General features: G+C 61.9%; 20 protein-coding genes. 11 read left to right on the top strand and 9 right to left on the bottom strand.

Features of this window, described 5'->3' with window-relative positions:
* Nucleotides 1–180 precede the first annotated feature (180 nt).
* Nucleotides 181–1,656, bottom strand: a complete 1,476-nt coding sequence (locus HNO86_RS06925) for an inorganic phosphate transporter (RefSeq protein WP_175376266.1) — start codon at nucleotides 1,654–1,656, stop codon at nucleotides 181–183.
* Between the two features lie 377 nt (nucleotides 1,657–2,033).
* Nucleotides 2,034–2,234 carry a hypothetical protein gene (locus HNO86_RS06920; protein ID WP_008056863.1) on the bottom strand — a complete coding sequence of 67 codons (201 nt, stop codon included), beginning with the start codon at nucleotides 2,232–2,234 and terminating at the stop codon, nucleotides 2,034–2,036.
* 621 nt (nucleotides 2,235–2,855) lie between these two features.
* Between HNO86_RS06920 and pcaR the strand changes: the two genes are divergently transcribed.
* From pcaR to pcaC, 9 genes are all read left to right on the top strand, one after another.
* Nucleotides 2,856–3,698 carry a pca regulon transcriptional regulator PcaR gene (pcaR, locus tag HNO86_RS06915; RefSeq protein WP_175376265.1) on the top strand — a complete coding sequence of 281 codons (843 nt, stop codon included), beginning with the start codon at nucleotides 2,856–2,858 and terminating at the stop codon, nucleotides 3,696–3,698.
* A gap of 124 nt (nucleotides 3,699–3,822) precedes the next feature.
* A complete protein-coding gene (locus tag HNO86_RS06910; protein WP_175376264.1) occupies nucleotides 3,823–5,169 on the top strand; it encodes an MFS transporter in 1,347 nt (448 codons plus the stop codon).
* Between the two features lie 276 nt (nucleotides 5,170–5,445).
* Entirely contained in the window at nucleotides 5,446–6,303 is an 858-nt protein-coding gene (locus HNO86_RS06905) for a CoA transferase subunit A (protein ID WP_175376263.1), read from the top strand.
* Nucleotides 6,303–7,082: a CoA-transferase subunit beta gene (locus HNO86_RS06900; RefSeq protein ID WP_175376262.1), complete on the top strand. Its 780-nt coding sequence runs from the start codon at nucleotides 6,303–6,305 to the stop codon at nucleotides 7,080–7,082. The genes HNO86_RS06905 and HNO86_RS06900 overlap by 1 nt, the downstream gene beginning before the upstream one ends.
* Nucleotides 7,079–8,284 (top strand): 3-oxoadipyl-CoA thiolase, encoded by a 1,206-nt coding sequence (pcaF, locus tag HNO86_RS06895; protein WP_175376261.1) that lies wholly within the window; start codon nucleotides 7,079–7,081, stop codon nucleotides 8,282–8,284. The genes HNO86_RS06900 and pcaF overlap by 4 nt, the downstream gene beginning before the upstream one ends.
* A 154-nt stretch (nucleotides 8,285–8,438) precedes the next feature.
* Nucleotides 8,439–9,743 (top strand): MFS family transporter, encoded by a 1,305-nt coding sequence (locus tag HNO86_RS06890; protein ID WP_175376260.1) that lies wholly within the window; start codon nucleotides 8,439–8,441, stop codon nucleotides 9,741–9,743.
* Nucleotides 9,744–9,785: 42 nt separating this feature from the next.
* Complete coding sequence (locus HNO86_RS06885; RefSeq protein ID WP_175376259.1) at nucleotides 9,786–11,150, top strand: 3-carboxy-cis,cis-muconate cycloisomerase; 1,365 nt, start codon at nucleotides 9,786–9,788, stop codon at nucleotides 11,148–11,150.
* An 11-nt stretch (nucleotides 11,151–11,161) separates the two neighbouring features.
* Nucleotides 11,162–11,953 (top strand): 3-oxoadipate enol-lactonase, encoded by a 792-nt coding sequence (gene pcaD, locus HNO86_RS06880; protein WP_175376258.1) that lies wholly within the window; start codon nucleotides 11,162–11,164, stop codon nucleotides 11,951–11,953.
* 10 nt (nucleotides 11,954–11,963) lie between these two features.
* Nucleotides 11,964–12,356 (top strand): 4-carboxymuconolactone decarboxylase, encoded by a 393-nt coding sequence (pcaC, locus tag HNO86_RS06875; protein ID WP_175376257.1) that lies wholly within the window; start codon nucleotides 11,964–11,966, stop codon nucleotides 12,354–12,356.
* A gap of 113 nt (nucleotides 12,357–12,469) precedes the next feature.
* On the opposite strand, the gene HNO86_RS06870 is transcribed toward pcaC, so the two are convergent.
* From HNO86_RS06870 to HNO86_RS06855, 4 genes are all read right to left on the bottom strand, one after another.
* Nucleotides 12,470–13,729, bottom strand: coding sequence for an OprD family porin (locus HNO86_RS06870; RefSeq protein ID WP_175376256.1), 1,260 nt, complete (start codon nucleotides 13,727–13,729; stop codon nucleotides 12,470–12,472).
* Between the two features lie 371 nt (nucleotides 13,730–14,100).
* Nucleotides 14,101–15,561, bottom strand: coding sequence for an efflux RND transporter outer membrane subunit EmhC (gene emhC / locus HNO86_RS06865; protein ID WP_175376255.1), 1,461 nt, complete (start codon nucleotides 15,559–15,561; stop codon nucleotides 14,101–14,103).
* Complete coding sequence (gene emhB / locus HNO86_RS06860) at nucleotides 15,561–18,722, bottom strand: efflux RND transporter permease subunit EmhB (protein ID WP_175376254.1); 3,162 nt, start codon at nucleotides 18,720–18,722, stop codon at nucleotides 15,561–15,563. Before emhB ends, emhC begins: the two co-directional genes overlap by 1 nt.
* 3 nt (nucleotides 18,723–18,725) lie before the next feature.
* Nucleotides 18,726–19,883, bottom strand: a complete 1,158-nt coding sequence (locus HNO86_RS06855; RefSeq protein WP_175376253.1) for an efflux RND transporter periplasmic adaptor subunit — start codon at nucleotides 19,881–19,883, stop codon at nucleotides 18,726–18,728.
* Nucleotides 19,884–20,151: 268 nt separating this feature from the next.
* Between HNO86_RS06855 and HNO86_RS06850 the strand changes: the two genes are divergently transcribed.
* Complete coding sequence (locus HNO86_RS06850; protein WP_175376252.1) at nucleotides 20,152–20,784, top strand: TetR family transcriptional regulator; 633 nt, start codon at nucleotides 20,152–20,154, stop codon at nucleotides 20,782–20,784.
* A 333-nt stretch (nucleotides 20,785–21,117) separates the two neighbouring features.
* Here HNO86_RS06850 and HNO86_RS06845 read toward each other — a convergent pair whose 3' ends face one another.
* From HNO86_RS06845 to HNO86_RS06835, 3 genes are read right to left on the bottom strand one after another with little or no spacing between them, the layout of a single operon-like run.
* A complete protein-coding gene (locus HNO86_RS06845; RefSeq protein WP_175376251.1) occupies nucleotides 21,118–22,167 on the bottom strand; it encodes an alkene reductase in 1,050 nt (349 codons plus the stop codon).
* Nucleotides 22,168–22,189: 22 nt separating this feature from the next.
* Complete coding sequence (locus HNO86_RS06840) at nucleotides 22,190–23,356, bottom strand: MFS transporter (protein ID WP_175376250.1); 1,167 nt, start codon at nucleotides 23,354–23,356, stop codon at nucleotides 22,190–22,192.
* Nucleotides 23,357–23,390: 34 nt separating this feature from the next.
* A complete protein-coding gene (locus HNO86_RS06835; protein WP_175376249.1) occupies nucleotides 23,391–23,693 on the bottom strand; it encodes a helix-turn-helix transcriptional regulator in 303 nt (100 codons plus the stop codon).
* A 171-nt stretch (nucleotides 23,694–23,864) separates the two neighbouring features.
* Between HNO86_RS06835 and HNO86_RS06830 the strand changes: the two genes are divergently transcribed.
* The gene (locus tag HNO86_RS06830; protein ID WP_175376248.1) at nucleotides 23,865–24,434 is read left to right on the top strand and encodes an ACP phosphodiesterase; all 570 of its coding nucleotides are present in this window, start codon (nucleotides 23,865–23,867) and stop codon (nucleotides 24,432–24,434) included.
* Nucleotides 24,435–24,445 lie beyond the last annotated feature (11 nt).

The following is a 24,445-nucleotide window of genomic DNA, read 5'->3' as shown; positions in this document are numbered from 1 at the left end:
CGTACGTCAGGGGATAAAAGCGCTTGGTTACTTGGCGCTCTTCCAAGTAACCCGCCGTAAGGGCGGAACCTTAAGCAGCCGTGACCGAAGAAACGGATATGTACGCCGACAAAAAACCTCACCAACAAAAAAAAGGCGCGATCCCAAAAGATTGCGCCTTTTTCATATCAGAGCGAAAAATCAGCTACCCAACGCCTTCGAAGCCAACCAGAACAACCCAGCCGACAACGCCACGGTAGCCGGCAAAGTCAGAACCCAAGCCAGCAGAATGGTCCTGACAGTCCCTCCTTGCAGGCCGCTCTTGTTCGCAACCATCGTCCCGGCCACGCCGGAAGACAGAACGTGAGTGGTGGAAACCGGCAGGCTGAAGATGTTGGCCATGCCGATCATGCACGCCGCGGTGATCTGCGCCGACATGCCCTGGGCGTAGGTCATGCCCTGCTTGCCGATCTTCTCGCCGATGGTCAGTACCACGCGTTTCCAGCCAACCATGGTGCCCAGGCCGAGTGCCAGGGCCACCGCCAGAATCACCCAGAACGGAGCGTATTCGGTGGTGGTGGTCAGGTCCTTGCGCAGCTTGTCCAGGTCAGCCTTTTCACGGGCAGCGAGGCCTGGCAGCTTGGCGACTTTCTTCGCGGTGTCATCCAGGCAGAGCAGGTAGCGACGCACTTCGATGCGGCTGTCCGACGGCAGCGAGTGGTAGTCGGCTACACCCTTGAGGGTGCCCAGCAAGGCATTGATGGTCGGTTCGGTCTGCTTCGGATCGCAGCGGAATTTCTCCGGCAGGTCGCCTTCGATGCTTTTGCCCAGGGCCAGGAATTCGCCCAGGGAATCGGCATTGCGCTTGTAGAACTGGCTCAAGTGCAGGGTCGCGTCGCGGGTGCGTTCGATCTGGTAGGTGGTGCTGTTCAGGTCGAGTACGAACTGCGCCGGGACGATACCGATCAGCACCAGCATGATCAGACCGATACCTTTCTGGCCATCGTTGGAACCGTGCACGAAGCTCACGGCCATGGCCGAGATCACCAGCACCAGGCGGTTCCAGAACGGCGGGTGTTTCTTGTCGTCGATACTGCGGCGCTGTTCCGGCGTCTTGTGCATCTTCGACAGCGGGCGCCACCATTTGAGACCGATCAGTACCAGTGCCGCGATCAGGAAACCTGCCATTGGCGAGAACACCAGCGAGGCGGCGATGTCGATCGCCTTCTGCCAGTTCACCCCGTCAGCCAGCGGAATATCGTTGATCAGGGCATTGGCCAGGCCCACGCCGAGGATCGAGCCGATCAGAGTGTGGGAGCTGGAAGCCGGGATACCGAAGTACCAGGTGCCCAGGTTCCAGGCGATGGCTGCGGCGAGCAACGAGAAGACCATGGCCAGACCATGGCCGGTATTGACGTTGATCAGCAGTTCCACCGGCAGCAGGTGAACGATGGCATAGGCCACGCCAACGCCACCCAGCAGCACGCCGAGGAAGTTGAACACCCCGGAAAAGAACACCGCCAGGTGCGGCGGCATTGCTTTGGTGTAGATAACAGTGGCTACCGCGTTAGCGGTGTCATGAAATCCATTGATGAACTCGAAGGCGAGCACAAAAGCCAGGGCGAGCAAGAGGCTCACAAGCACCCAAGCATCCAGTCCGCTGAATAAATCGATCATGAAGGTTTTCTGACCCGGTCATAAGGGGGCGCGATTATGCCAGAAAAGACAGTGAATCGATGCACTAGCTGCTCGTCGGTAACATTCTTCAATGAATTTTTTTGCGGTTGCACCCTCGCTCCCGATGATTTTTCGGGGGTTGCAAGTCATTGAATTCCTTCGCAAACGCTGATGGCGCAAGGGTTGCGCCTGCCCGAAGGCGCGGGCCGGATGCTTGTATGAAATTTCTGAAAGGAGGGTCAGATATGAGCCTCGTACCCTGTCAGATGGGGCAAGGTAACTGCTGCCCGCTCATGGCGGGCGCATGAGGCAACATCGGTACTTCCCGCTTTTAACGGGTGTAAATGAAGACCCTGGAAGGAATCAGGCCGAACCAGTCATGGCTCCTCGGCTTTGAGTTCCTTTTCCATTTTTTCCAGTTCCTGCTTGAAAACCTGATCCTGAACGGTGGCGCGTTTACGCCAGGGTTTGCGTTCCGGTTCGGGTTGGGCGGCGTAGGTGGTGACTTCCCCGCCGTAAACTTCCTTGTAACGTTGTTCCTGGCGCTCAAGTTCCGCGCGCAGTTCGTCTTTCGTCACAGTGCTACCTGATTGAGTTGAGATAAATTCTGGTGATACGCGCTGCGCTCAATGTATTGATCACACATGACGACAGGACAAGGCCCATGCAGGCATCGTTTACGGCAGGGCGATCAACACGTCCATGTTGCAGGCGGCCACGGCACCAGAGATAAATTGCTGACGTAGCATCAGTTTCCAGTTTTGGCGAGCGCGTTGGCTATGCAGTTACGCGCCGCCGAGTAGCGGCATCGGCGAATGATAAAACGCCGGGCTACTGATTTGCATTATAGCGAGCGATTCAGAGAACACTATCGCCAAAAACTTGAAAGTGGATATTGCGGCGTGAATGTTTTGTTGCTTGCAAGTTTTACTGCCAACTAGCGTGTAGGCGATGTCACTGTGCAACGATGCATTTTTGGCGCCATTAAGTCGAACAACTTTCCAACTTCATCTACCTTAAATCAACTTCAGGCTTGCTCGCTACATATAGAGAGAAGGGCGGATGAGCCGAGGATGGCATCGATCGGTTGCGATTACCGGTCGAGCGTTCGATAATCGCCCAATGTTGCCTGCCCGGGCTTGTCTGCGGGGCCCATGACACCTGTAATAGTCGCTGATCCGTACAGCAAAGGTCCTTAAATGAATGATCAACTGCGCAACTCCTTCGCTTCCGTAGCGCCACCGATCGTGGCGTCGCCCGCCAAGCGGATCCAGGCGCTGACTGGCGACCCGGATTTCATGACCTCGCTGGCGCGGGGGCTTGCGGTGGTGCAGGCGTTCCAGGAGCGCAAACGGCACCTGACCATCGCGCAGATCAGCCACCGCACGGAAATTCCCCGCGCCGCCGTCAGACGTTGCCTGCATACCCTGATCAAACTCGGCTACGCCACCACCGATGGCCGCACCTATTCTCTGCTGCCCAAAGTGCTGACCCTCGGCCATGCCTACGTGTCTTCGACGCCGCTGGCGGTATCGGCCCAGCCGTATCTGGACCGCATGAGCGAGCAACTGCACGAAGCCTGCAACATGGCGACTCTGGAAGGCGACGACATCCTCTACATCGCCCGTTCCGCGACCACCCAGCGCCTGATCTCGGTCGACCTCTCGGTAGGCGGGCGCCTGCCGGCCTATTGCACATCGATGGGCCGGATCCTGCTGGCCGCCCTCGACGACACTTCGCTGCACGAGTACCTCGATCACGCCGACCTGCAGGCCAAGACCAGTCGCACCCTGCACACCCCCGAAGCCTTGCTCGAATGCCTGCAGGAAGTGCGGCGCCAGGGCTGGTGCATCGTCGATCAGGAACTGGAGCAGGGCCTGCGTTCGATTGCCGTGCCGGTGTACGACGCCTCAGGTCAGGTGGTCGCGGCCCTCAATGTCAGCACCCATGCCGGGCGGGTCAGCCGCAACGAACTGGAGCAGCGTTTTCTGCCGGGATTGCTGAGCGCCAGTCGCGACCTTAGCGCACAGCTGTTTGCCTAAGCTGTTCGGTAATCGCACGGAGTCGTTTTCGCTGAATTGACGCTGTTTCCTGCGGGTCTTTAATGTCGCGGCTGCGCCGGCTTTGGCTGGCACCGTTCGACTGCGTACCGCATGGATAAAAATAATGAACCAGCCTCAGTCTGCTGTAGGGAACTGCCTCGATGTGCAGTCCTTCATCAATGCTCAACCGATTTCGCGCTACCAGTGGCGCGTGGTCATCCTGTGTTTCCTGATTGTTTTCCTCGATGGTCTCGACACCGCGGCCATGGGCTTCATCGCCCCGGCGCTGTCCCAGGACTGGGGCATCGATCGCGCCAGCCTGGGTCCGGTAATGAGTGCCGCGCTGATCGGCATGGTCTTCGGTGCGCTGGGCTCCGGTCCGCTGGCCGACCGCTTCGGGCGAAAAGTCGTGCTGGTCGGCGCCGTGTTGCTGTTCGGCGCTTTTAGCCTGGCCTCGGCCTACAGCACCAATGTCGAGCAGTTGCTGGTGCTGCGTTTCCTCACCGGCCTGGGGCTGGGGGCCGGCATGCCCAACGCCACCACGCTGCTGTCGGAGTACACCCCGGAGCGCAAGAAATCCCTGCTGGTGACCAGCATGTTCTGCGGCTTCAACTTGGGCATGGCCGGCGGCGGTTTCATCTCGGCCAAGCTGATCCCGGCGTTCGGCTGGCACAGCCTGCTGCTGATCGGCGGGGTTTTGCCGCTGATCCTGGCCGTGGTGCTGCTGTTCTGGCTGCCGGAATCGGCGCGCTACCTGGTGGTGCGTAACCGTGGCACCGACAAAGTGCGCAAGACCCTGGCGCCCATCGATCCGACCGTCGTCGCCCAGGCCGCGAGCTTCAGCGTACCGGAACAAAAAACCGTGAAGGCGCGCAACGTGTTTGCCGTGGTCTTCTCCGGCACCTACAGCGTCGGTACTTTGTTGCTGTGGCTGACCTATTTCATGGGCCTGGTGATCGTTTACCTGCTGACCAGCTGGCTGCCGACGCTGATGCGCGACAGCGGTGCGAGCATGGAGCAGGCCGCGTTCATCGGTGCGCTGTTCCAGTTGGGCGGCGTGTTGAGCGCAGTGGGTGTAGGCTGGGCCATGGACCGCTTCAATCCGCACAAGGTCATCGGCACCTTCTACCTGCTGGCCGGGGTGTTTGCCTACTCGGTGGGGCAGAGCCTGGGCAGTATCACGCTGCTGGCGACCCTGGTGCTGATCGCCGGGATGTGCGTCAACGGCGCGCAATCGGCGATGCCGTCGCTGGCCGCGCGGTTTTATCCGACCCAGGGGCGTGCCACGGGTGTGTCGTGGATGCTCGGGATCGGCCGTTTCGGCGCAATCCTCGGGGCCTGGATGGGCGCGACGCTGCTGGGGCTGGGCTGGAACTTCGAACAGGTGCTGACGGCACTGGTGATTCCGGCGGCCTTGGCGACGGCAGCGGTGGTGATCAAGGGCTTGGTCAGCCATGCGGATGCGACCTGATCCCCGCAGGAAATAGCGCAAAAGATCGCAGCCTGCAGTTTAGGGTTAAGCCAGTTCCTACAGGGGAACGCATTCCAATGCAGGAGCTGCCGAAGGCTGCGATCTTTTCAGGTCAACGCAAAACGATAGCCCTGCAACAATGTGTTCGATAATCGAACATTTAGTCGATTATCGGATTGTTCAGGGTTTTTCACAGGCTTAATCTTCAGTGACTGCGGCGCTGCGCATCGGCGCCTTTTTCCACTGTCGGTTAACAACAAATGGGAGCCTGCCCCAATGGCTGAGATTCTTTCGCTGCACGACGCGGTGAAGCAATTCGTGAACGACGGCGATACCGTTGCGCTCGAAGGCTTCACTCACCTGATCCCGACGGCGGCGGGTCACGAAATCATTCGTCAGGGCAAGAAAGACCTGACCCTGGTACGGATGACGCCTGACCTGATCTACGACCAGTTGATCGGTGCCGGTTGTGCTCGCAAGCTGGTTTTCTCCTGGGGCGGCAACCCGGGTGTCGGTTCCCTGCACCGTCTGCGTGACGCCGTCGAGAAGCAGTGGCCGCACGCTCTGGAAATCGAAGAACACAGCCACGCCGACCTGGCCAACGCCTACGTCGCCGGCGCTTCCGGCCTGCCATTCGCGGTGCTGCGCGCCTACGCCGGTTCCGACCTGCCGAAGGTCAACCCGCTGATCAAATCCGTCACCTGCCCGTTCACCGGCGAGGTGCTGGCCGCCGTGCCTTCGGTGCGCCCGGACGTCACCGTGATCCACGCGCAGAAAGCCGACCGCAAGGGCAACGTGCTGCTGTGGGGCATCCTCGGCGTGCAGAAAGAAGCCGTGCTGGCTGCCAAGCGCTGCATCGTTACCGTTGAAGAAATCGTCGACGACCTCAATGCGCCAATGAACTCCTGCGTGCTGCCGACCTGGGCCCTGAGCGCGGTCTGCCACGTACCGGGCGGCGCGCATCCGTCCTATGCCCACGGCTACAACGAGCGTGACAACCGTTTCTACCAGGCCTGGGACCCGATTGCCCGCGACCGTGAAACCTTCACCGCGTGGATCAACGAATACATCCATGGCAGCGCTGACTTCAGCGAGTTCAAGGCCAAACTGGCCGCCGCTTCGGAGGCGAAGTAATGACTTACACCACCAATGAAATGATGACCGTTGCCGCTGCCCGTCGCCTGAAGAACGGCTCGGTGTGCTTCGTGGGCATCGGCCTGCCATCGAAAGCGGCCAACCTGGCGCGCCTGACGTCCTCGCCTGACGTGGTGCTGATCTACGAATCGGGCCCGATCGGCGCCAAGCCGAGCGTGCTGCCACTGTCGATCGGTGACGGTGAGCTGGCGGAAACCGCCGACACCGTGGTGCCGACCGGCGAAATCTTCCGCTACTGGCTGCAGGGCGGTCGCATCGACGTCGGTTTCCTCGGCGCGGCCCAGGTCGACCGTTTCGGCAACATCAACACCACCGTGGTCGGTGACTACCACGCGCCGAAAGTCCGTCTGCCGGGCGCCGGCGGTGCTCCGGAGATCGCCGGTTCCGCCAAGAGCGTGTTGATCATCCTCAAGCAGTCGGCGCGTTCGTTCGTCGACAAGCTGGACTTCATCACCTCCGTCGGCCACGGCGAAGGCGGCGACTCTCGCAAGCGTCTCGGCCTGCCAGGCGCAGGTCCGGTTGGGATCATCACCGACCTGTGCATCATGGAGCCGGAAGCCGGCACCAACGAATTCGTGGTGACCGCGCTGCACCCGGGCGTGACCCGCGAGCAAGTGACCGCCGCCACCGGCTGGCCGATCCGTTTTGCCGACAGTGTTGAAGTGACTGCCGTGCCGACCGACGTCGAGCTGACCGCGCTGCGCGACCTGGAAGCCCGTACCGCCGCGGCCCACGGCCAAGCACCGGGAGAAGCGTGATGCGCGAGGTTTATATCTGCGACGCGATTCGCACCCCCATCGGCCGTTTCGGCGGTGGCCTGTCGGCGGTCCGCGCCGACGATCTGGCCGCCGTGCCGATCAAGGCCTTGATGGAACGCAATCCGTCGGTGGACTGGACGGCCGTGGACGAGGTGTTCCTCGGCTGCGCCAACCAGGCCGGTGAAGACAACCGCAACGTGGCACGCATGGCGCTGCTGCTGGCGGGCCTGCCGGAAACCATTCCGGGCGTGACCCTCAACCGCCTCTGCGCTTCGGGCATGGATGCGATCGGTACAGCCTTCCGCGCCATCGCCAGCGGCGAGATGGAGCTGGCGATTGCCGGCGGCGTCGAGTCGATGTCCCGCGCACCGTTCGTGATGGGCAAGGCCGATGCCTCGTTCTCGCGCAACATGAAGCTGGAAGACACCACCATCGGCTGGCGCTTCATCAACCCGCTGATGAAAGCCCAGTACGGCGTGGATGCGATGCCGCAGACCGCCGACAACGTGGCTGACGACTACAAGGTCTCCCGCGCCGACCAGGACGCCTTCGCCCTGCGCAGCCAGCAACGCACCGCCGTGGCCCAGGCCGCAGGTTTCTTCGCCGAAGAAATCGTCGAAGTGCGCATTGCCCATAAAAAGGGTGAAACCGTGGTCAGCCAGGACGAACACCCTCGCGCCGACACCACCCTGGAAGCCCTGACCAAGCTCAAGCCGGTCAACGGCCCCGACAAGACCGTCACCGCCGGCAACGCTTCCGGTGTGAACGACGGGGCGGCGGCGTTGATCCTCGCTTCGGCAGAAGCTGTGAAGAAACACGGTCTGACCGCTCGCGCGAAAGTGCTGGGCATGGCCAGCGCCGGTGTGGCGCCGCGTGTGATGGGTATCGGTCCTGTGCCAGCCGTGCGCAAGCTGACCGAACGCCTGGGGGTGGCCGTCAGCGATTTCGACGTGATCGAACTCAACGAAGCCTTCGCCAGCCAGGGCCTGGCCGTGCTGCGTGAACTCGGCATCGCCGACGACGCGCCGCAGGTCAATCCGAACGGTGGCGCCATCGCCCTGGGCCATCCGCTGGGCATGAGCGGTGCGCGCCTGGTGCTGACGGCGCTGCATCAGCTCGAGAAGACCGGTGGCAAGAAAGGTCTGGCGACCATGTGTGTTGGCGTCGGTCAGGGCCTGGCCCTGGCGATTGAGCGCGTGTGATGCCTGGAGGGTGTTCTCTATATTGGAGTACACCCAAATCCCTGTCGGAGCGGGCTCGCTCCCACAGGGGTTGCATGCACCGCTGAGCCAATTGTGGAACGGGACTGTTGCAAAGTATGTCTAGACTCTCACTGTCCCCATTGAGTGAAAAACAATGACAACGCCAACTGCTACTACAGCCCTATATACCGGCGAAGAGCGCAGCAAACGGATCTTCGCGATTGTCGGCGCCTCGTCCGGCAACCTGGTCGAATGGTTCGACTTTTACGTCTACGCCTTCTGCGCGATCTATTTCGCGCCGGCTTTCTTCCCGTCCGACAACCCCACGGTCCAGCTGGTCAATACCGCGGGTGTGTTTGCCGCCGGCTTCCTGATGCGACCGATTGGCGGCTGGATCTTCGGCCGTGTCGCGGACAAGCACGGGCGCAAGAATTCGATGTTGATCTCGATTCTGATGATGTGTTTCGGCTCACTGCTCATCGCGTGCCTGCCGACCTACAACAGCATCGGGGTCTGGGCGCCGGTCCTGCTGCTGTTCGCCCGTCTGCTCCAGGGCCTGTCGGTGGGTGGCGAATACGGCACCACCGCGACCTACATGAGTGAAGTCGCCCTCAAGGGCCAGCGCGGTTTCTTCGCCTCGTTCCAGTACGTGACACTGATCGGTGGCCAACTGCTGGCGGTGTTGCTGGTGGTGATCCTGCAGCAGTTCCTCACCGAGGATGACCTGCGTGCCTACGGCTGGCGGATTCCGTTCGTGGTCGGTGCCTGTGCGGCGCTGATTTCGCTGTACCTGCGTCGTTCGCTGAAAGAAACCACCAGCAAGGAAATGCGTGCCAACAAGGACGCCGGCAGCATCGGCGCACTGTTTCGCGACCACAAGGCCGCGTTCATCACCGTGCTGGGTTACACCGCCGGTGGCTCGCTGATTTTCTACACCTTCACCACGTACATGCAGAAGTACCTGGTGAACACCGCCGGCATGCCGGCCAAGACCGCCAGTTACATCATGACCGGCGCGCTCTTTCTTTACATGTGCATGCAACCGTTTTTCGGCATGCTCGCCGACAAGATCGGGCGGCGTAACTCGATGCTCTGGTTCGGCGGCCTGGGGACCCTGTGCACCGTGCCGATTCTGATGAGCCTCAAAGGTGTCAGCAGTCCGTTTGTGGCCTTCGTGCTGATCACTCTGGCCCTGGCGATCGTCAGTTTCTACACCTCGATCAGCGGCCTGGTAAAAGCCGAAATGTTCCCGCCGGAAGTGCGCGCACTGGGCGTGGGCCTGGCGTATGCGGTGGCGAACGCGATCTTCGGCGGCTCGGCGGAATACGTGGCCCTGAGCCTCAAGGCCGGCGGCATGGAAACCTCCTTCTACTGGTACGTGACGGTGATGATGGCGATCGCCTTCCTGTTCAGCCTGCGCCTGCCGAAACAGGCCAAATACCTGCACCACGATCTTTGACCTTCACGCGGGCCCCAGGGCCCGCGCCTCCAGGGACTGTTTATGAACCAGCGACCGGGCAATCAATTGTTCGATGCCTATTTCACTGCCCGCGATATGCGTGACGTGTTCAGCGATCAGGGCCGGGTCCAGGCCATGCTCGATTTCGAAGCGGCGCTGGCTCGGGCCGAAGCACGGGTCGGGCTGATTCCGCAAAGCGCCGTGGCCCCCATCGAAACTGCCTGCCAGGCCGGGCATTTCGACTTTGCCGCCCTTGGCGAAGCGATTGCCATTGCCGGCAACTCGGCGATTCCGCTGGTCAAGGCACTGGGCAAGCAGATTGCGGCCAAGGATGCCGAAGCCGAACGTTATGTGCATCTGGGCGCCACCAGCCAGGACGTGATGGACAGCGGCCTGGTGCTGCAACTGCGCCAGGCGCTGGAGCTGATCGACAGCGATCTGGCGCAACTGGGACAAACCCTCGCGGCACAGGCCCGGCGTCATGCGGCGACACCGCTGGCCGGGCGTACCTGGCTGCAACATGCGACGCCGGTGACCCTCGGCATGAAGATTGCCGGCTGGCTGGGGGCGGTGACCCGCAGCCGTCAACGCCTGCAAGAACTCAAGCCGCGCCTGCTGGTGCTGCAATTCGGCGGCGCTTCCGGCACCCTCGCGGCCCTCGGCGACAAGGCGATGCCGATTGCCGAGGCGCTGGCCGAAGAGCTGCAACTGACCTTGCCCGATCAGCCGTGGCACACCCAGCGTGATCGCCTGGTGGAGTTCGGCTCGGTGCTTGGCTTGATCGCCGGCAGTCTCGGCAAACTCGGTCGCGACATCAGCCTGTTGATGCAGACCGAAGCCGGCGAGGTGTTCGAGCCTTCGGCGCCGGGCAAGGGCGGTTCCTCGACCATGCCGCACAAACGCAACCCGGTGGGCGCGGCGGTGCTGATCGGCGCGGCGACCCGCGTTCCCGGCCTGCTGTCGACCCTGTTCAGCGCCATGCCCCAGGAGCACGAGCGCAGCCTGGGCCTGTGGCACGCCGAGTGGGAAACCCTGCCGGAAATCTGTTGCCTGGTGTCCGGCAGTCTCAAGCAGGCGCTGCTGGTGGCCGCTGGCCTGGAAGTGGATGCCGAGCGCATGGCGCGCAACCTCGACCTGACCCAGGGCCTGGTGCTCGCCGAAGCGGTGAGCATCGTCCTGGCGCAGCGGGTAGGGCGCGACACCGCGCATCATCTGCTGGAGCAATGCTGCAAACGCGCCGTGGCCGAACAGCGCCATCTGCGCGCGGTGCTCGGCGACGAGCCGCAAGTGACCGCCGAACTGTCGGCGGCCGAACTCGATCATCTGCTGGACCCCGCCCATTACCTCGGCCAGGCCCGTACCTGGGTGGAGCGAGCGGTGGCTGAACATTCTGCATTGACTGCCTGAAGGAGATTGCTGTGGCTTTCGTACAACTCGCCGATGGCGAACTGCATTACCAACTCGATGGTCCGGTGGATGCGCCGGTACTGGTGCTGTCCAACTCCCTGGGCACCGACCTGCACATGTGGGACCCGCAGATCGCGGCGTTCAGCGAGCATTTTCGCGTGCTGCGTTTCGACACCCGCGGCCACGGCAAGTCCCTGGTGACCCCGGGGCCTTACACCATCGAGCAGTTGGGCCACGACGTGCTGGCGCTGCTGGACGCGCTGCACATCGAGCGCGCGCATTTCTGCGGGCTGTCCATGGGCGGCCTGATCGGCCAGTGGCTGGGCATCAATGCAGGCTCGCGTCTGAACAAGCTGATCGTCTGCAACACCGCAGCGAAAATCGCCGATCCGTCAGTATGGAACCCGCGTATCGAAACCGTCCTGCGTGACGGTGCGGCGGCCATGGTAGCGCTGCGCGATGCGTCGATCGCCCGCTGGTTCACACCGGATTTCTCGGCGGCCAATCCTGCGGCAGCCAAGCGCATTACCGACATGCTGGCGGCCACCTCGCCACAGGGTTATGCGGCCAACTGCGCGGCCGTGCGCGATGCCGACTTCCGCGATCAGCTGTCGGCGATCAAGGCGCCGCTGCTGGTGATTGCCGGTACTGAAGACGCGGTGACGCCACCGTCTGGCGGACACTTCATTCAGGAACACGTGGCCGGTTCCGAGTACGCCGAGTTCTACGCCGCGCACCTGTCCAACGTTCAGGCCGACGCCGCGTTCAGCGAGCGCGTCCTGGCCTTCCTGACCGCTCGTTGAGGGATTTTTCGTGGACGAGAAACAGCGTTACGACGAGGGGATGAAGGTCCGTCGCGGTGTGCTGGGCGATGCCCACGTCGACCGCAGCCTGAGCACCCTGACCGAGTTCAACTCGGAGTTCCAGGAGATGATCACCCGTCACGCCTGGGGCGACATCTGGACCCGCCCGGGCCTGCCGCGCCACACCCGCAGCCTGATCACCATCGCCATGCTGATCGGCATGAACCGCGAAGGCGAACTCAAACTGCACCTGCGTGCCGCCGCCAACAACGGGGTGAGCCGTGGGGAGATCAAGGAAGTGATCATGCAGAGCGCGATTTATTGCGGGATCCCGGCGGCGAATGCCACGTTTCACCTGGCGGAGTCGGTGTGGGATGAGTTGGGGACCGAATCGCGGGAGTGAATCCGGTGATTTTGTGGTGCCTGATCTGACGTCTTCGCGGGCAAGCCTCGCTCCCACAGGGTTTGGTTGTGACCTGTAGGAGCGAGGCTTGCCCGCGAAGGCGTATTTGAGGGTTAAAGCAGGCTGATCGGGTAGCTGATGATCAGCCGGTTCTCATCGAACTCGTTGTTGCTGTAATCCCGGCGCATGGTCGAGTTGCGCCATTTCACGTTCAGATCCTTCAGCGCACCGCTCTGCACGGTGTAGCCCAGTTCGCTTTCCCGTCCCCATTCCTTGCCGTCGGTGATGCTCCCGGTGTGCACGTTGCTGCCGCTGATATAGCGGTTCATCAGAGTCAGGCCGGGTACGCCCAGGGCGACGAAGTTGTAGTCGTGGCGCACCTGCCAGGATTTCTCCCGGGCGTTGTCGTAGCTGGAGTTGTAGCTGTCGTTGGCCAGGGTGCCGCCGCTGGTGCCGTTGACCCGCATCCACGGGCTGTCGCCGGTGAGTTTTTGCAGGCCGACGTAGAAGGTGTTGCCGCCGTACTTGGCCGAGAACAGGCCGTACATCGTCTTGTTGTCCAGGTCGCCGGCGCGGGCGCTGCCGTCGTCCTTGCCGTAGAAGAACCCGAGATTGGCGCCCAGGGTCCAGTCGCCGATCGGCTGGCTGTGGGTCAGGTTGATGAATTGCTGGCTGTAGATGTCCTTCAACTCGGCGTTCCAGACACCAATCTGGGTGCGCTTTTCATTGAACAGGAATTCGCCGCCCTGGAAGTTGAAACGGTCGGAGGTAAACGCCGCTTTTCCGGTCATCGACATGTCGTCCATGCTGCTGTCGTCGCGCGGGCTGTTCTGGCGGAACTGGCCACCATAGAGCGTCAGTCCGGCGATTTCCTTCGAGGTGATCTGCCCGCCGCGGAAGGTCTGCGGCAGGGAGCGGCCGTCGTCGGAGCGCAGGATCGGCAGCACTGGCATCCACTCGCCGACCTTCACTTCGGTCTGCGACAAGCGGGCCTTGAACGCCACGTTGGTGCGACCGTAGTTGTCCGCCGGGCGCCCGTCGCCATCCAGCGGCAGCAGTTGCGTGCCACCGGTGCCTTTGCCGCCGTCGAGCTTCACCGAATACAGCCCCAGCACGTCCATGCCGAAGCCGACGGTGCCCTGGGTGAAGCCGGACTTGGCGTCGAGGATGAAGCTTTGGGTCCACTCTTCAGCCTTGCCCTGAGCCTTGGTCGGGTTGGTGAAGTTGCGGTTGATGTAGAAGTTGCGCAGGTTCAGGCTGACCTTCGCGCCTTCGACAAAGCCCGATTCCTCGGCGTGGGCGGGCAGGGTGGCGCTGGCCAGGGCGACGGCAATCAGGCCGGGAACGAAATACGGTGCGGTGGAAGGCGTCATGGGCTCGGGGCTCTCTAATTCTTCGGGATGAAACGAGGTGTGCCGCAACCGGGGGGATGCAGACGGACAAATCGACATTTTTCGGTGAAGCCTGGGGGGATCAGCCGGACAGGGCAGGGCGCGGGGGCATGGTGTCGAACCTGTTGTTATTGGTTTTGTAGGTCGATGGTGATGTGAATGTACTAGGTGGTTCAATATTTTAAAGCAGGTTTTGGGCGATTATCGAACAGCAAAATCAAAAGATCGCAGCCTTCGGCAGCTCCTACAGGGATCGCGTTTCAATGCAGGAGCTGCCGAAGGCTGCGATCTTTTGACTTTTTCACCTCAAAAAAAAGCCCGCCAAATCGGCGGGCTCTTTATTCAAAGCGCTATCAGAACAACCGCATCTTCGGCGCTTCTTCCTTCAACGGCTCGTTCTTCGCCGTCTGCGCATTCCATCCACCGCCCAGTGCCTTGTACAGGTTCACTGCGCTGACCAGCTGCGCCAGGCGGTCGGTGATCAGGGCCTGTTGGGCGCTGAACAGCTGACGCTGGGCATCGAGGAAGGTCAGGTTGCTGTCGACACCGATGCGGTAGCGACGCTCGGCCAGGCGGTAGTAGTCCTGGTTGGCGCTGACGAAATCACGCTGCGCCTGCAACTGATGGGTGTAGGTTTCGCGGGCGGCCAGGCCGTCGGCGACTTCCTGGAAGGCCGTCTGGATGGACTTCTCGTAGTTCGCCACGCCGATGTCCTTCTGGATCTTCGAGTAATCCAGGCTGGCGCGCAGGCTGCCGGCGTTGAAGATAGGCAGGTTGATCTGCGGCTGGAACAGCCAGGTGCCCGAACCACCCTTGAACAGACCGGACAGGTCCGGGCTCAGGGTGCCGGCGTTGGCGGTCAGGCTGATGCTCGGGAAGAACGCAGCCCGCGCCGCGCCGATGTTGGCGTTGGCGGCCTTGAGGTTGTACTCGGCCTGCAGGATGTCCGGACGACGCTGCAGCAGATCCGACGGCAGGCCCGCCGGTACTTCGCTCAGCAAGTCATCGTTGAGCGGTTTGGCCGCTTGCAGATTGGCCGGAATACCAGTGCCGAGCAGCAGCACCAGGCTGTTTTCATCCTGGGCGACCTGACGGGTGTAACGGGCCAGCTGCGCCCGGGCGTTTTCCACCGAGGTACGCGACTGCGCCAGATCCAGGGCCGAGGCGACGCCCACTTCGTTGCTGCGGGCGGTGAGCTTGTAGCTCTCCTCGAACGCGGCGAGGGTGTCTTCGGTCAGCTTCAGCAGTTCCTTGTCGGCCTGCCAGGTCAGGTAGGCGTTGGCCACGCTGGCCACCAGGCTGATCTGGGTGCTGCGACGGCCTTCTTCGGTGGCGAAGTACTTCTGCAGGGCTTCTTCGCTCAGACTGCGAACCCGACCGAACAGGTCCAGCTCGTAGGCGCTGATGCCCACGGTAGCCGAGTAGGAGCTGGTGATGCCTGCTTCACCGGTCTGCGAAGCATTGGCCGGAACCCGCTGGCGGCTGCCGGTGCCATTGGCCGAAATGGCCGGGTACAGGTCGGCGCGCTGGATGCGGTACTGCGCGGCGAAGGCGTCAATGTTCAGCGCCGCGACACGCAGGTCGCGGTTGTTTTCCAAGGCGACCTGGATCAGCTGTTGCAGCGCCGGATCATGGAAAAACTGCTTCCAGCCTTGCTCCGCGGCAGCCTGTGCAGGCGCCTGGGCCGGCGAGTACGCCGGGCCCTGCGGGTATTGATCGGCCACCGGCGCCTGCGGCTGCTGATAATCGGGGATCAGCGAGCAACCGCTCAGCACGAAGGCCGCGACAGCGATGGAAAGTAGCGACTTGCTCATTAGCCAGCCTCTTTAGAAGGTTCAATGGCATCGTCCTGGTCGGCGATTTTGCGCTGGCCCATGGACGACACGGTGACGAAGAACAGCGGGACCCAGAAGATCGCCAGTACGGTGGCGGTGATCATACCGCCAATCACACCGGTACCGATGGCATGCTGGCTACCGGAACCTGCGCCCGTGGATATGGCCAGTGGTACCACACCGAGGACGAACGCGAGCGAGGTCATGATGATCGGTCGCAGACGCATGCGGCAGGCTTCGATCGCCGCATCGCGCAGGCTGCGCCCGTGCTCATGCAGCTCCTTTGCAAATTCGACAATCAGAATGGCGTTTTTCGCTGCCAGACCGATGGTCGTCAACAGACCCACCTGGAAGTACACGTCGTTGGACAGACCCCGCAGGCTTGTAGCCATCAGTGCACCGATGATACCCAGCGGCACGACCAGCATCACCGCGATCGGAATCGACCAGCTCTCATACAGCGCCGCCAGACACAGGAACACCATCAGCAGCGACAGGGCATACAGCGCTGGTGCCTGGGAACCGGACAAGCGTTCCTCGTAGGACAGACCGGTCCAGGAAATACCCACACCCGCCGGCAGTTTCTTGGCAATGGCTTCGACTTCGGCCATGGCTTCACCGGTGGAGTAGCCCGGGGCCGGGGCACCGAGGATTTCCATCGCTTCCACACCGTTGTAACGGGCAAGCTTGGGCGAGCCGTAGATCCACTCGCCCTTGGCGAACGCCGAGAACGGAACCATGGTGCCGACGCTGTTGCGCACGTACCACTTCTGCAGGTCCTCGGGACTCATGCGCGCGCCCGGCTTGCCCTGCACGTACACCTTCTTCACCCGACCACGGTCGATGAAGTCGTTGACGTAGCTACTGCCCAGGGCAATCGACAGGGTGTTGTTGATGTCGGCGATGGTAATCCCTAAGGCACTGGCCTTCTCGTCATCGATTTCCAGCTGGTACTGCGGTTCGTCGTTCAGGCCGTTCGGACGCACCTGCGCCAGCACCTTGCTCTGCGCGGCCATGCCGAGGAACTGATTGCGAGCTTCCATCAGCTTGTCGTGGCCGATACCGGCGCGGTCCTGCAGGAACACGTCGAAACCGGTGGCGTTACCCAGCTCAAGTACCGCCGGCGGGGCGAAGGCGAACACCATCGCATCGCGGAAGGTGAAGAAGTGCTGCTGGGCTCGGGCTGCAACCTTGAACACGCTGTTGTCAGCGTTACGCTCGTCCCATGGACGCAGCATGATGAACGCCATACCCGAGCTCTGGCCACGGCCGGCGAAGTTGAAGCCGGTCACGGTAAACACCGAGTTCACCGCATCGCCTTCACCGCCGTCCTTGCCCGGACGCAGCAGGAATTCACGCATCTGGTCCACGACCACCTGGGTACGCTGGGACGTCGAGCCGGCCGGGGTCTGCACCTGGGCGAACAGTACGCCCTGGTCCTCCTCCGGCAGGAACGCGGTCGGAATGCGGGTGAACAGCCAGATCATGCCGACCACGATGATGATGTACGCCAGCAGGTACGGCGCCTTGTGCGTCAGGATGTTGCCGACGCTGCGCTCGTAGCCGCGTACGCCACGGTCGAAGTTGCGGTTGAACCAGCCGAAGAATCCGCGTTTCGGCGTGCCGTGCTCGCCTTTCGGAATCGCCTTGAGCATGGTGGCGCACAGCGCCGGGGTGAAGATCAGCGCGACCAGTACCGACAGGGCCATGGCCGAAACGATGGTGATCGAGAACTGCTTGTAGATCACACCGGTGGAACCGCTGAAGAACGCCATTGGCAGCAGTACCGCCGAGAGCACCAGGGCGATACCCACCAGGGCACCCTGGATCTGGCCCATGGATTTCTTGGTGGCTTCCTTGGGTGACAGGCCTTCTTCGCTCATCACCCGTTCGACGTTTTCCACCACGACGATGGCGTCGTCCACCAGCAAGCCGATGGCCAGCACCATGCCGAACATGGTCAGGGTGTTGATGCTGAAACCGGCGGCCGCGAGGATGCCGAACGTACCCAGCAATACCACCGGCACAGTCATCGTGGTGATGACGGTAGCGCGGAAGTTTTGCAGGAACAGGAACATCACCAGGAACACCAGCACGATCGCTTCGACCAGGGTTTCAACCACACCCTTGATCGACTCGGTCACCACCGGGGTGGTGTCGTACGGGAACACCACTTCCATCCCTTGCGGGAAGAACGGCTTGAGGTTGTCGATGGTTTTGCGCAGCGCTTTTGCGGTGTCGAGGGCGTTGGCACCCGTGGCCAGTTTCACCGCGAGGCCCGAGGCCGGCGCACCGTTGAACTGGGCATTGATGCTGTAGTTCTCGCCACCCAGGCCGACTTCGGCGACATCCTTGAGGCGAACCTGGGAACCGTCCTTGTTGACCTTGAGCAGGATCTTGTTGAACTGCTCGGCGGTTTGCAGGCGGGTCTTGCCGATGATCGTCGCATTCAGCTGGGTGCCGGGCAGGGCAGGCAGGCCGCCGAGCTGGCCGGACGAAATCTGCACGTTTTGCGCGGCGATGGCGGTTTTGACGTCGATCGGGGTCAGGTTGTAGTTGTTCAACTTGGCCGGATCGAGCCAGATACGCATGGCGTACTGCGAACCGAACACCTGGAAGTCACCCACGCCCGCGGTACGCGAGATCGGGTCCTGCATGTTGGACACGATGTAGTTGGACAGGTCGTCCTTGGTCATGCTGCCGTCGCGCGAGACCACGCCGATCACCAGGAGGAAGTTCTTCACCGCCTTGGTCACACGGATACCCTGTTGCTGCACTTCTTGCGGCAGCAGCGGGGTGGCCAGGTTCAGCTTGTTCTGCACCTGGACCTGCGCGGTGTCGGAGTTGGTGCCTTGCTCGAAGGTCGCGGTGATGGTCATGGTGCCGTCGGAGTTACTTTCAGACGACACATAACGCAGGTTGTCGATACCGTTGAGCTGCTGCTCGATCACCTGGACCACGGTGTCCTGCACGGTTTGCGCGGACGCACCCGGGTAGGTCACCTGAATCGCAATGGCCGGCGGCGCAATGCTCGGGTATTGGTTGATCGGCAACCGCAGGATCGAAAGTGCCCCGACCAGCATGATCACCAGGGCGATTACCCAAGCGAAAATCGGACGGTCGATAAAAAATTTCGACATGGTTTACTCCCCTTTGCCGCTGGAAGCCTGCTCAGCTGCCTTGGCGGGGGCCGGGTTTTTGGCGTTGACGTTGGTGGCATCGGTCGGCTTGACCTCGATGCCCGGCTTGACGAACTGCAGGCCCTCGGTGATCAGACGATCGCCAGCTTTCAGGCCGTCTTCGATCAGCCACTGGTTACCCACGGTGCGGCTGGCTTTGAGCTGGCGCAGTTCGACCTTGTTGTCCGGGCCGACGACCAGTGCGGTCGGGGTGCCCTTGAGGTCGCGGGTCACGCCTTGCTGCGGGGCCAGGATCGCCGCGCTGTTCACACCGGCCTGCAACTGGGCGTGGACGAACATGCCCGGCAACAGGGTGTGATCAGGGTTCGGGAACACCGCACGCAGGGTCACGGAGCCGGTGGTCTGGTCGACCGAGACTTCGGAGAACTCCAGCTTGCCTTCCTGCTTGTACTGGCTGCCGTCTTCCAGAGTCAGCTTGACCTTGGCGGCATTGTCGCCGGCCTTTTGCAGGCGACCGCTTTCCAGTTCTCGACGCAGTTGCAGCAGTTCGACCGAAGATTGCGTCACGTCGACGTAGATCGGGTCCAGTTGCTGGATCACGGCCATCGCTTCGGTCTGACCGTTGCTGACCAGTGCGCCTTCGGTCACCGAAGAGCGGCCGATGCGACCGGTCAATGGCGCGTAGACCTTGGTGTAGCGCACGTTGATCTGCGCCGATTGCAGCGCGGCTTCCGATTGCAGGCGGTTGGACAGGGCGGTGTCGTATTCCTGGCGGCTCACGGCCTGTTCGTCGACCAGTTGCTTGTAGCGGTCGGAGATCGATTTGGTCGAGCGCAGGTTGGCTTCGGCACTCTTGAGCGTAGCTTCATAGACGGCCGGGTCGATCTGGTAGAGCTGCTGGCCTTCCTTCACATCGCCGCCTTCCTTGAACAGGCGCTTGAGAATGATGCCGTTGACCTGCGGACGCACTTCAGCGATGCGGTACGCGCTGGTGCGGCCCGGCAGATCGGAGGTCAGGGTGAAGGATTGCGGTTGCAGCGTGACGACGCCGACCTGAGGCGGTGGTGCGGCCGGCGCTGCTTCTTCCTTTTTGCATCCGCTGAGCAGCGATGCCAAGGCGACGGCGGCGACCAGAGCGGTAAGAGCTGGCTTGAATTGCATGAAAATCCTCGGGTCAGGCGCGTTGGGGAACGCACAAGAAAAGATGGAAGGTTAAAAATGGGGTGCCAGGTGGATAAGTAGCTTGCTAAGGAATATACTTACATTCGTGACTGTTTGTAAATACCTTGACTGTGTATCCTCGCCCTTACAGAGGCCGCCGCAAGGCTCGAATTGTAGGCCCGGGGACGGGACCCCAGAACGCTCGCCCCACTTTTATTCAGCTGATATTCAGACATCGCTGAAGCACCCTGATTGAGGTTGTACTGCCATGGTCCGTCGCACCAAAGAGGAAGCTCAAGAAACCCGCAACCAGATACTCGAAGCGGCTGAAAAAGCCTTTTACGAGCGGGGTGTGGCCCGTACCACGCTGGCGGATATCGCGACCCTGGCCGGCGTCACTCGCGGCGCCATTTACTGGCATTTCAGCAACAAGGCCGACCTGGTCCAGGCCATGCTCGATACCCTGCATGAGCCTCTGGATGAACTGGCCAAGGCCGCCGAGAGCGAAGACGAACTCGACCCCCTGGGCTGCATGCGCCGCCTGCTCATTCATTTGTTTCATGAAGTTGCGCTGGACCCCAAGACCCGGCGCATCAACGAAATCCTGTTTCACAAGTGCGAGTTCACCGATGAAATGTGCGACCTGCGCCAGCAGCGCCAGACCGCCAGCCTCGATTGCAACATGCGCATCGGCCTGACCCTGCGCAATGCCGTGAATCGCGGGCAGTTGCCGGAAAATCTCGACACCGCCCGTGCGGCTATCGCCATTCACGCCTACATCGACGGCCTGCTGTACCAGTGGCTGCTGACCCCCGAGAGCTTCGAGTTGCACACCGAGGCCGAGCGCTGGGTCGACACCGCGATCGACATGCTGAGTCTGAGCCCCAGCCTGCGAAAGTGAAACAACATGCGTAATCGGCTTTGGGGGTGTCAATCGTTGAAGACGTAAATGAACAGATCTTCACGGGCTTTGCGGCAGTGGGGTGCTTTTATATACGTACGCTTGGCGAGTTTGTAGGTTGCAGGCTCGGTATTTTGTAGGGATTTTGTGTCGACCCTGCGGAAAACGCCGATCTCTTTGTAGGAGCTGTCGAAGACTGCGATCTTTTGATTTTGTTTTTCAAGAGCAAGATCAAAAGATCGCAGCCTTCGGCAACTCCTACAGTTGAATCCAAGGACAATAAAAAAGCCCCGGCTCTCTCGAGTCGGGGCTTTTGCTTTTGCGGGGCGAGGCTTACAGCGCCGGGTAGTCGATGTAGCCGACCGGGCCCTTGCCGTAGAACAGCTCCGGACGCGGCTCGTTGAGCGGGGCGTCGGCTTTCAGGCGCGCCGGCAGGTCCGGGTTGGCAATGAACGGGATGCCGAAGGCCACGGCGTCAGCCTTGCCAGCCGCCAGCGAAGCGTTGGCGCTGTCCTTGGTGAAGCGCTCGTTGACGATGTACGGGCCGCCGAAAGCTTCCTTGATTTGCGTACCGATGCTGTCGTCGCCTTCTTTCTCACGGGAGCAGATGAAGGCGATGCCGCGCTTGCCAAGTTCCCGGGCCACGTAGGTGAAGGTCTCGACCAGGTTGTCGTCACCCATGTCGTGAGAGTCGGCACGTGGAGCCAGGTGTACGCCGACACGGCCGGCACCCCAGACTTCGATTGCAGCGTCGGTCACTTCCAGCAGCAGGCGTGCACGGTTTTCCAGGGAGCCGCCGTACTGGTCGGTGCGCTGGTTGGTGCTGCTCTGCAGGAACTGGTCGAGCAGGTAGCCGTTGGCACCGTGGATTTCCACGCCGTCGAAACCGGCGGCCTTGGCGTTCTCGGCACCGACGCGGTAGGCATCGACGATGTCGGCGATTTCAGCGGTTTCCAGGGCACGCGGCGTCGGGTAGTCGGCCATCGGACGAACCAGGCTGACGTGGCCTTTTGGCTGAATGGCGCTCGGCGCGACCGGCTTTTCGCCGTTCAGGTACGACTCGTGGGATACACGGCCCACGTGCCACAGTTGCAGGAAGATCTTGCCGCCCGCGCCGTGGATCGCCTTGGTGACGTTGGTCCAGCCGCGTACCTGGTCGTTGGACCAGATGCCCGGGGTGTCCGGGTAGCCGACGCCCATCGGGGTCACCGAGGTGGCTTCGCTGAGGATCAGCCCGGCGGATGCGCGCTGCACGTAGTACTCGGCCATCAGCGCGTTGGGCACACGACCTTCGTCGGCGCGGCAGCGGGTCAGCGGAGCCATGATGATGCGGTTGGCCAACTCGAGGTCGCCCAGTTTGATCGGATCGAAAATAGTCGTCATTGAATACATCCCTCGTGAGGTATCAGTTGGTAGCAGGAGCCAGTTCGGGATTACCGCTCTGACGGAAAGTGATCAGGGTCAGGACCAGGGCGAGTACCGCCAGGACCGCAGCCGCCAGGGGCACGCTGGTCAGGCCGAAGCCGTGGGCGATGACGGTGCCGCCGACCCAGGCGCCCAGGGCGTTGCCGACGTTGAAGGCGCCGATGTTCAGGGTCGAGACCAGGTTCGGCGCGGCCTTGCCGTAGGTCACCACGTTGACCTGCAGGGCAGGCACGGCGGCGAAACAGGCGGTGGCCCAGAGGAATAGTGTGATTTCGGTCGGGATCAGCGCGACGCTGGTCCAGGTCAGCACGGTGGAGACCACGGCCATGGCAATGAAGACGCCGATCAGCGTCGCCGCCAGGCCCTTGTCGGCCAGCTTGCCGCCGATGATGTTGCCGACGGTCAGACCCAGGCCGATGAGCATCAGGGTCCAGGTCACGCCACGGGGCGAGACGCCAGTGACTTCGCCCAACAGCGGCGCGACGTAGGTGAACAGGGTGAACACCGACGCGGCGAACATGACGGTCATGCTCAGGGACAACCAGATCCCGGCGCCTTTGAGGGCGCGCAATTCGGCGCGCATGTCGATCTTCTCTTCATCGCGCTTGGCCGGGAGGAAACGAATCAGGCCGATCAGCGCGATCACGCCGATTACCGTCACTGCCCAGAAGGTCGAACGCCAGCCGGCCTGCTGACCGAGCGCGGTGCCCAGCGGCACGCCCAGCACGTTGGCCAGGGTCAGGCCGGTGAACATCAGGGCCACGGCCGAAGCACGCTTGTTGGCCGGCACCAGGCTTGCAGCCACCACCGAACCGATACCGAAGAACGCGCCGTGGCACAGGGCCGTCACCACTCGGGCGAACATCAGGACGTTGTAGTCACTGGCCACCGCGCAGAGCAGGTTGCCGACAATGAAGATGCCCATCAACGCCACCAGGGCGGCCTTGCGCGGCAGCCGGGCGGTGGCCAGCGCCATGAACGGCGCACCGATGGCCACGCCCAGGGCGTAACCGGTCACCAGCCAGCCGGCACCGGGGATCGACACGCCAAGATCGGCCGCCACATTGGGCAGCAGGCCCATGATGACGAACTCGGTGGTGCCGATGGCGAAGGCGCTCAAGGCCAGTATGAGTAGCGAGAGGGGCATGGGGGCATTCCTTTTGGCTGGCTGACGTTAAGGGTCAGAGCTCTTTGCTGAAGATTCGGAGGAACTCCTGGATGGTTTCCTCGTTGCGTTTGAAAAAGTGCCATTGGCCGACTTTGCGGCTGCTGATCAGGCCGGCGCGTTGCAGGGTTGCCAGGTGTGCGGACACGGTGGACTGCGACAGCTCGCAACGTTGATCGATCTGCCCGGCGCAGACGCCGTGCTCGTTGCTGTGGCTCTGATCGGGGAATTCGACGTCCGGGTCTTTGAGCCAGTGCAGGATGTCCCTGCGTACTGGATGCGCCAGGGCTTTTATTATTTCGTCGAGGTCAAGGTTCATGGTCGGGGGCTCGATATGGGTAAAACGTTATATCGCGATGGAGCGAAATATAAATCGCTCCATCGCGATACGCCAATATGGTTTTGATCTGAAGACTGCGTAATTCGCTATATCGGGTTATAACGATACACGACTTGTCATAGTGCAAGGCCGCAGTGCTAAGCTGCGCCCATGAACTATCTCGCACATCTTCACCTCGGAGGCCAGCGCCCCGGTCAATTGCTCGGCAGTCTGTATGGCGATTTCGTCAAAGGGCGGCTGCAGGGGCAGTTCGAACCGGAGATCGAAACGGCCATCCAGCTGCATCGCAGCATCGACGTGTTCACCGACCGCCACCCGTTGGTGGACGCCTCGCTGTCGCGCTTTTCCCTGACGCGCCGGCGTTATGCCGGGATCGTCCTCGATGTGTTTTTCGACCATTGCCTGGCCCGGGACTGGCGGCTGTACGCCGACCGGCCGCTGGAGCAATTCACCTCGGACGTGTACCGGGTGCTGTCCAGCCAACAGCAATTGCCCGAGCGCCTGGCACGGATTGCGCCGCACATGGTGGCCAATGACTGGCTGGGTTCGTATCAGGAGTTCGAAGTGCTGGAGCAGGTGCTGCGAGGGATTTCCCGACGCCTGACGCGGCCTGAGGAGCTGGCGTTCGCGATGCAGGAGTTGCGCGGGTTGTATGAGCCGTTGAGCGAGGATTTCCGGTTGTTCTATCCGCGGTTGCAGGAGTTTGCTCGGAACCGCTGACACCCAATCTC

The organism is Pseudomonas sp. C1C7, from assembly GCF_013359595.1.
In the GTDB taxonomy this organism is placed as follows: domain Bacteria; phylum Pseudomonadota; class Gammaproteobacteria; order Pseudomonadales; family Pseudomonadaceae; genus Aquipseudomonas.
This window is presented reverse-complemented; position numbering and strand designations above follow the sequence as displayed.

Coding starts and splice junctions, on each gene's coding strand:
- emhC (WP_175376255.1), bottom strand. CDS start 15,561: ATGAGCAAGTCGCTACTTTCCATCGCTGTCGCGGCCTTCGTGCTGAGC.
- HNO86_RS06900 (WP_175376262.1), top strand. CDS start 6,303: ATGACTTACACCACCAATGAAATGATGACCGTTGCCGCTGCCCGTCGC.
- HNO86_RS06850 (WP_175376252.1), top strand. CDS start 20,152: ATGGTCCGTCGCACCAAAGAGGAAGCTCAAGAAACCCGCAACCAGATA.
- HNO86_RS06830 (WP_175376248.1), top strand. CDS start 23,865: ATGAACTATCTCGCACATCTTCACCTCGGAGGCCAGCGCCCCGGTCAA.
- HNO86_RS06835 (WP_175376249.1), bottom strand. CDS start 23,693: ATGAACCTTGACCTCGACGAAATAATAAAAGCCCTGGCGCATCCAGTA.
- HNO86_RS06910 (WP_175376264.1), top strand. CDS start 3,823: ATGAACCAGCCTCAGTCTGCTGTAGGGAACTGCCTCGATGTGCAGTCC.
- HNO86_RS06855 (WP_175376253.1), bottom strand. CDS start 19,883: ATGCAATTCAAGCCAGCTCTTACCGCTCTGGTCGCCGCCGTCGCCTTG.
- HNO86_RS06905 (WP_175376263.1), top strand. CDS start 5,446: ATGGCTGAGATTCTTTCGCTGCACGACGCGGTGAAGCAATTCGTGAAC.
- HNO86_RS06925 (WP_175376266.1), bottom strand. CDS start 1,656: ATGATCGATTTATTCAGCGGACTGGATGCTTGGGTGCTTGTGAGCCTC.
- HNO86_RS06845 (WP_175376251.1), bottom strand. CDS start 22,167: ATGACGACTATTTTCGATCCGATCAAACTGGGCGACCTCGAGTTGGCC.
- HNO86_RS06870 (WP_175376256.1), bottom strand. CDS start 13,729: ATGACGCCTTCCACCGCACCGTATTTCGTTCCCGGCCTGATTGCCGTC.
- pcaR (WP_175376265.1), top strand. CDS start 2,856: ATGAATGATCAACTGCGCAACTCCTTCGCTTCCGTAGCGCCACCGATC.
- HNO86_RS06840 (WP_175376250.1), bottom strand. CDS start 23,356: ATGCCCCTCTCGCTACTCATACTGGCCTTGAGCGCCTTCGCCATCGGC.
- emhB (WP_175376254.1), bottom strand. CDS start 18,722: ATGTCGAAATTTTTTATCGACCGTCCGATTTTCGCTTGGGTAATCGCC.
- HNO86_RS06890 (WP_175376260.1), top strand. CDS start 8,439: ATGACAACGCCAACTGCTACTACAGCCCTATATACCGGCGAAGAGCGC.
- HNO86_RS06885 (WP_175376259.1), top strand. CDS start 9,786: ATGAACCAGCGACCGGGCAATCAATTGTTCGATGCCTATTTCACTGCC.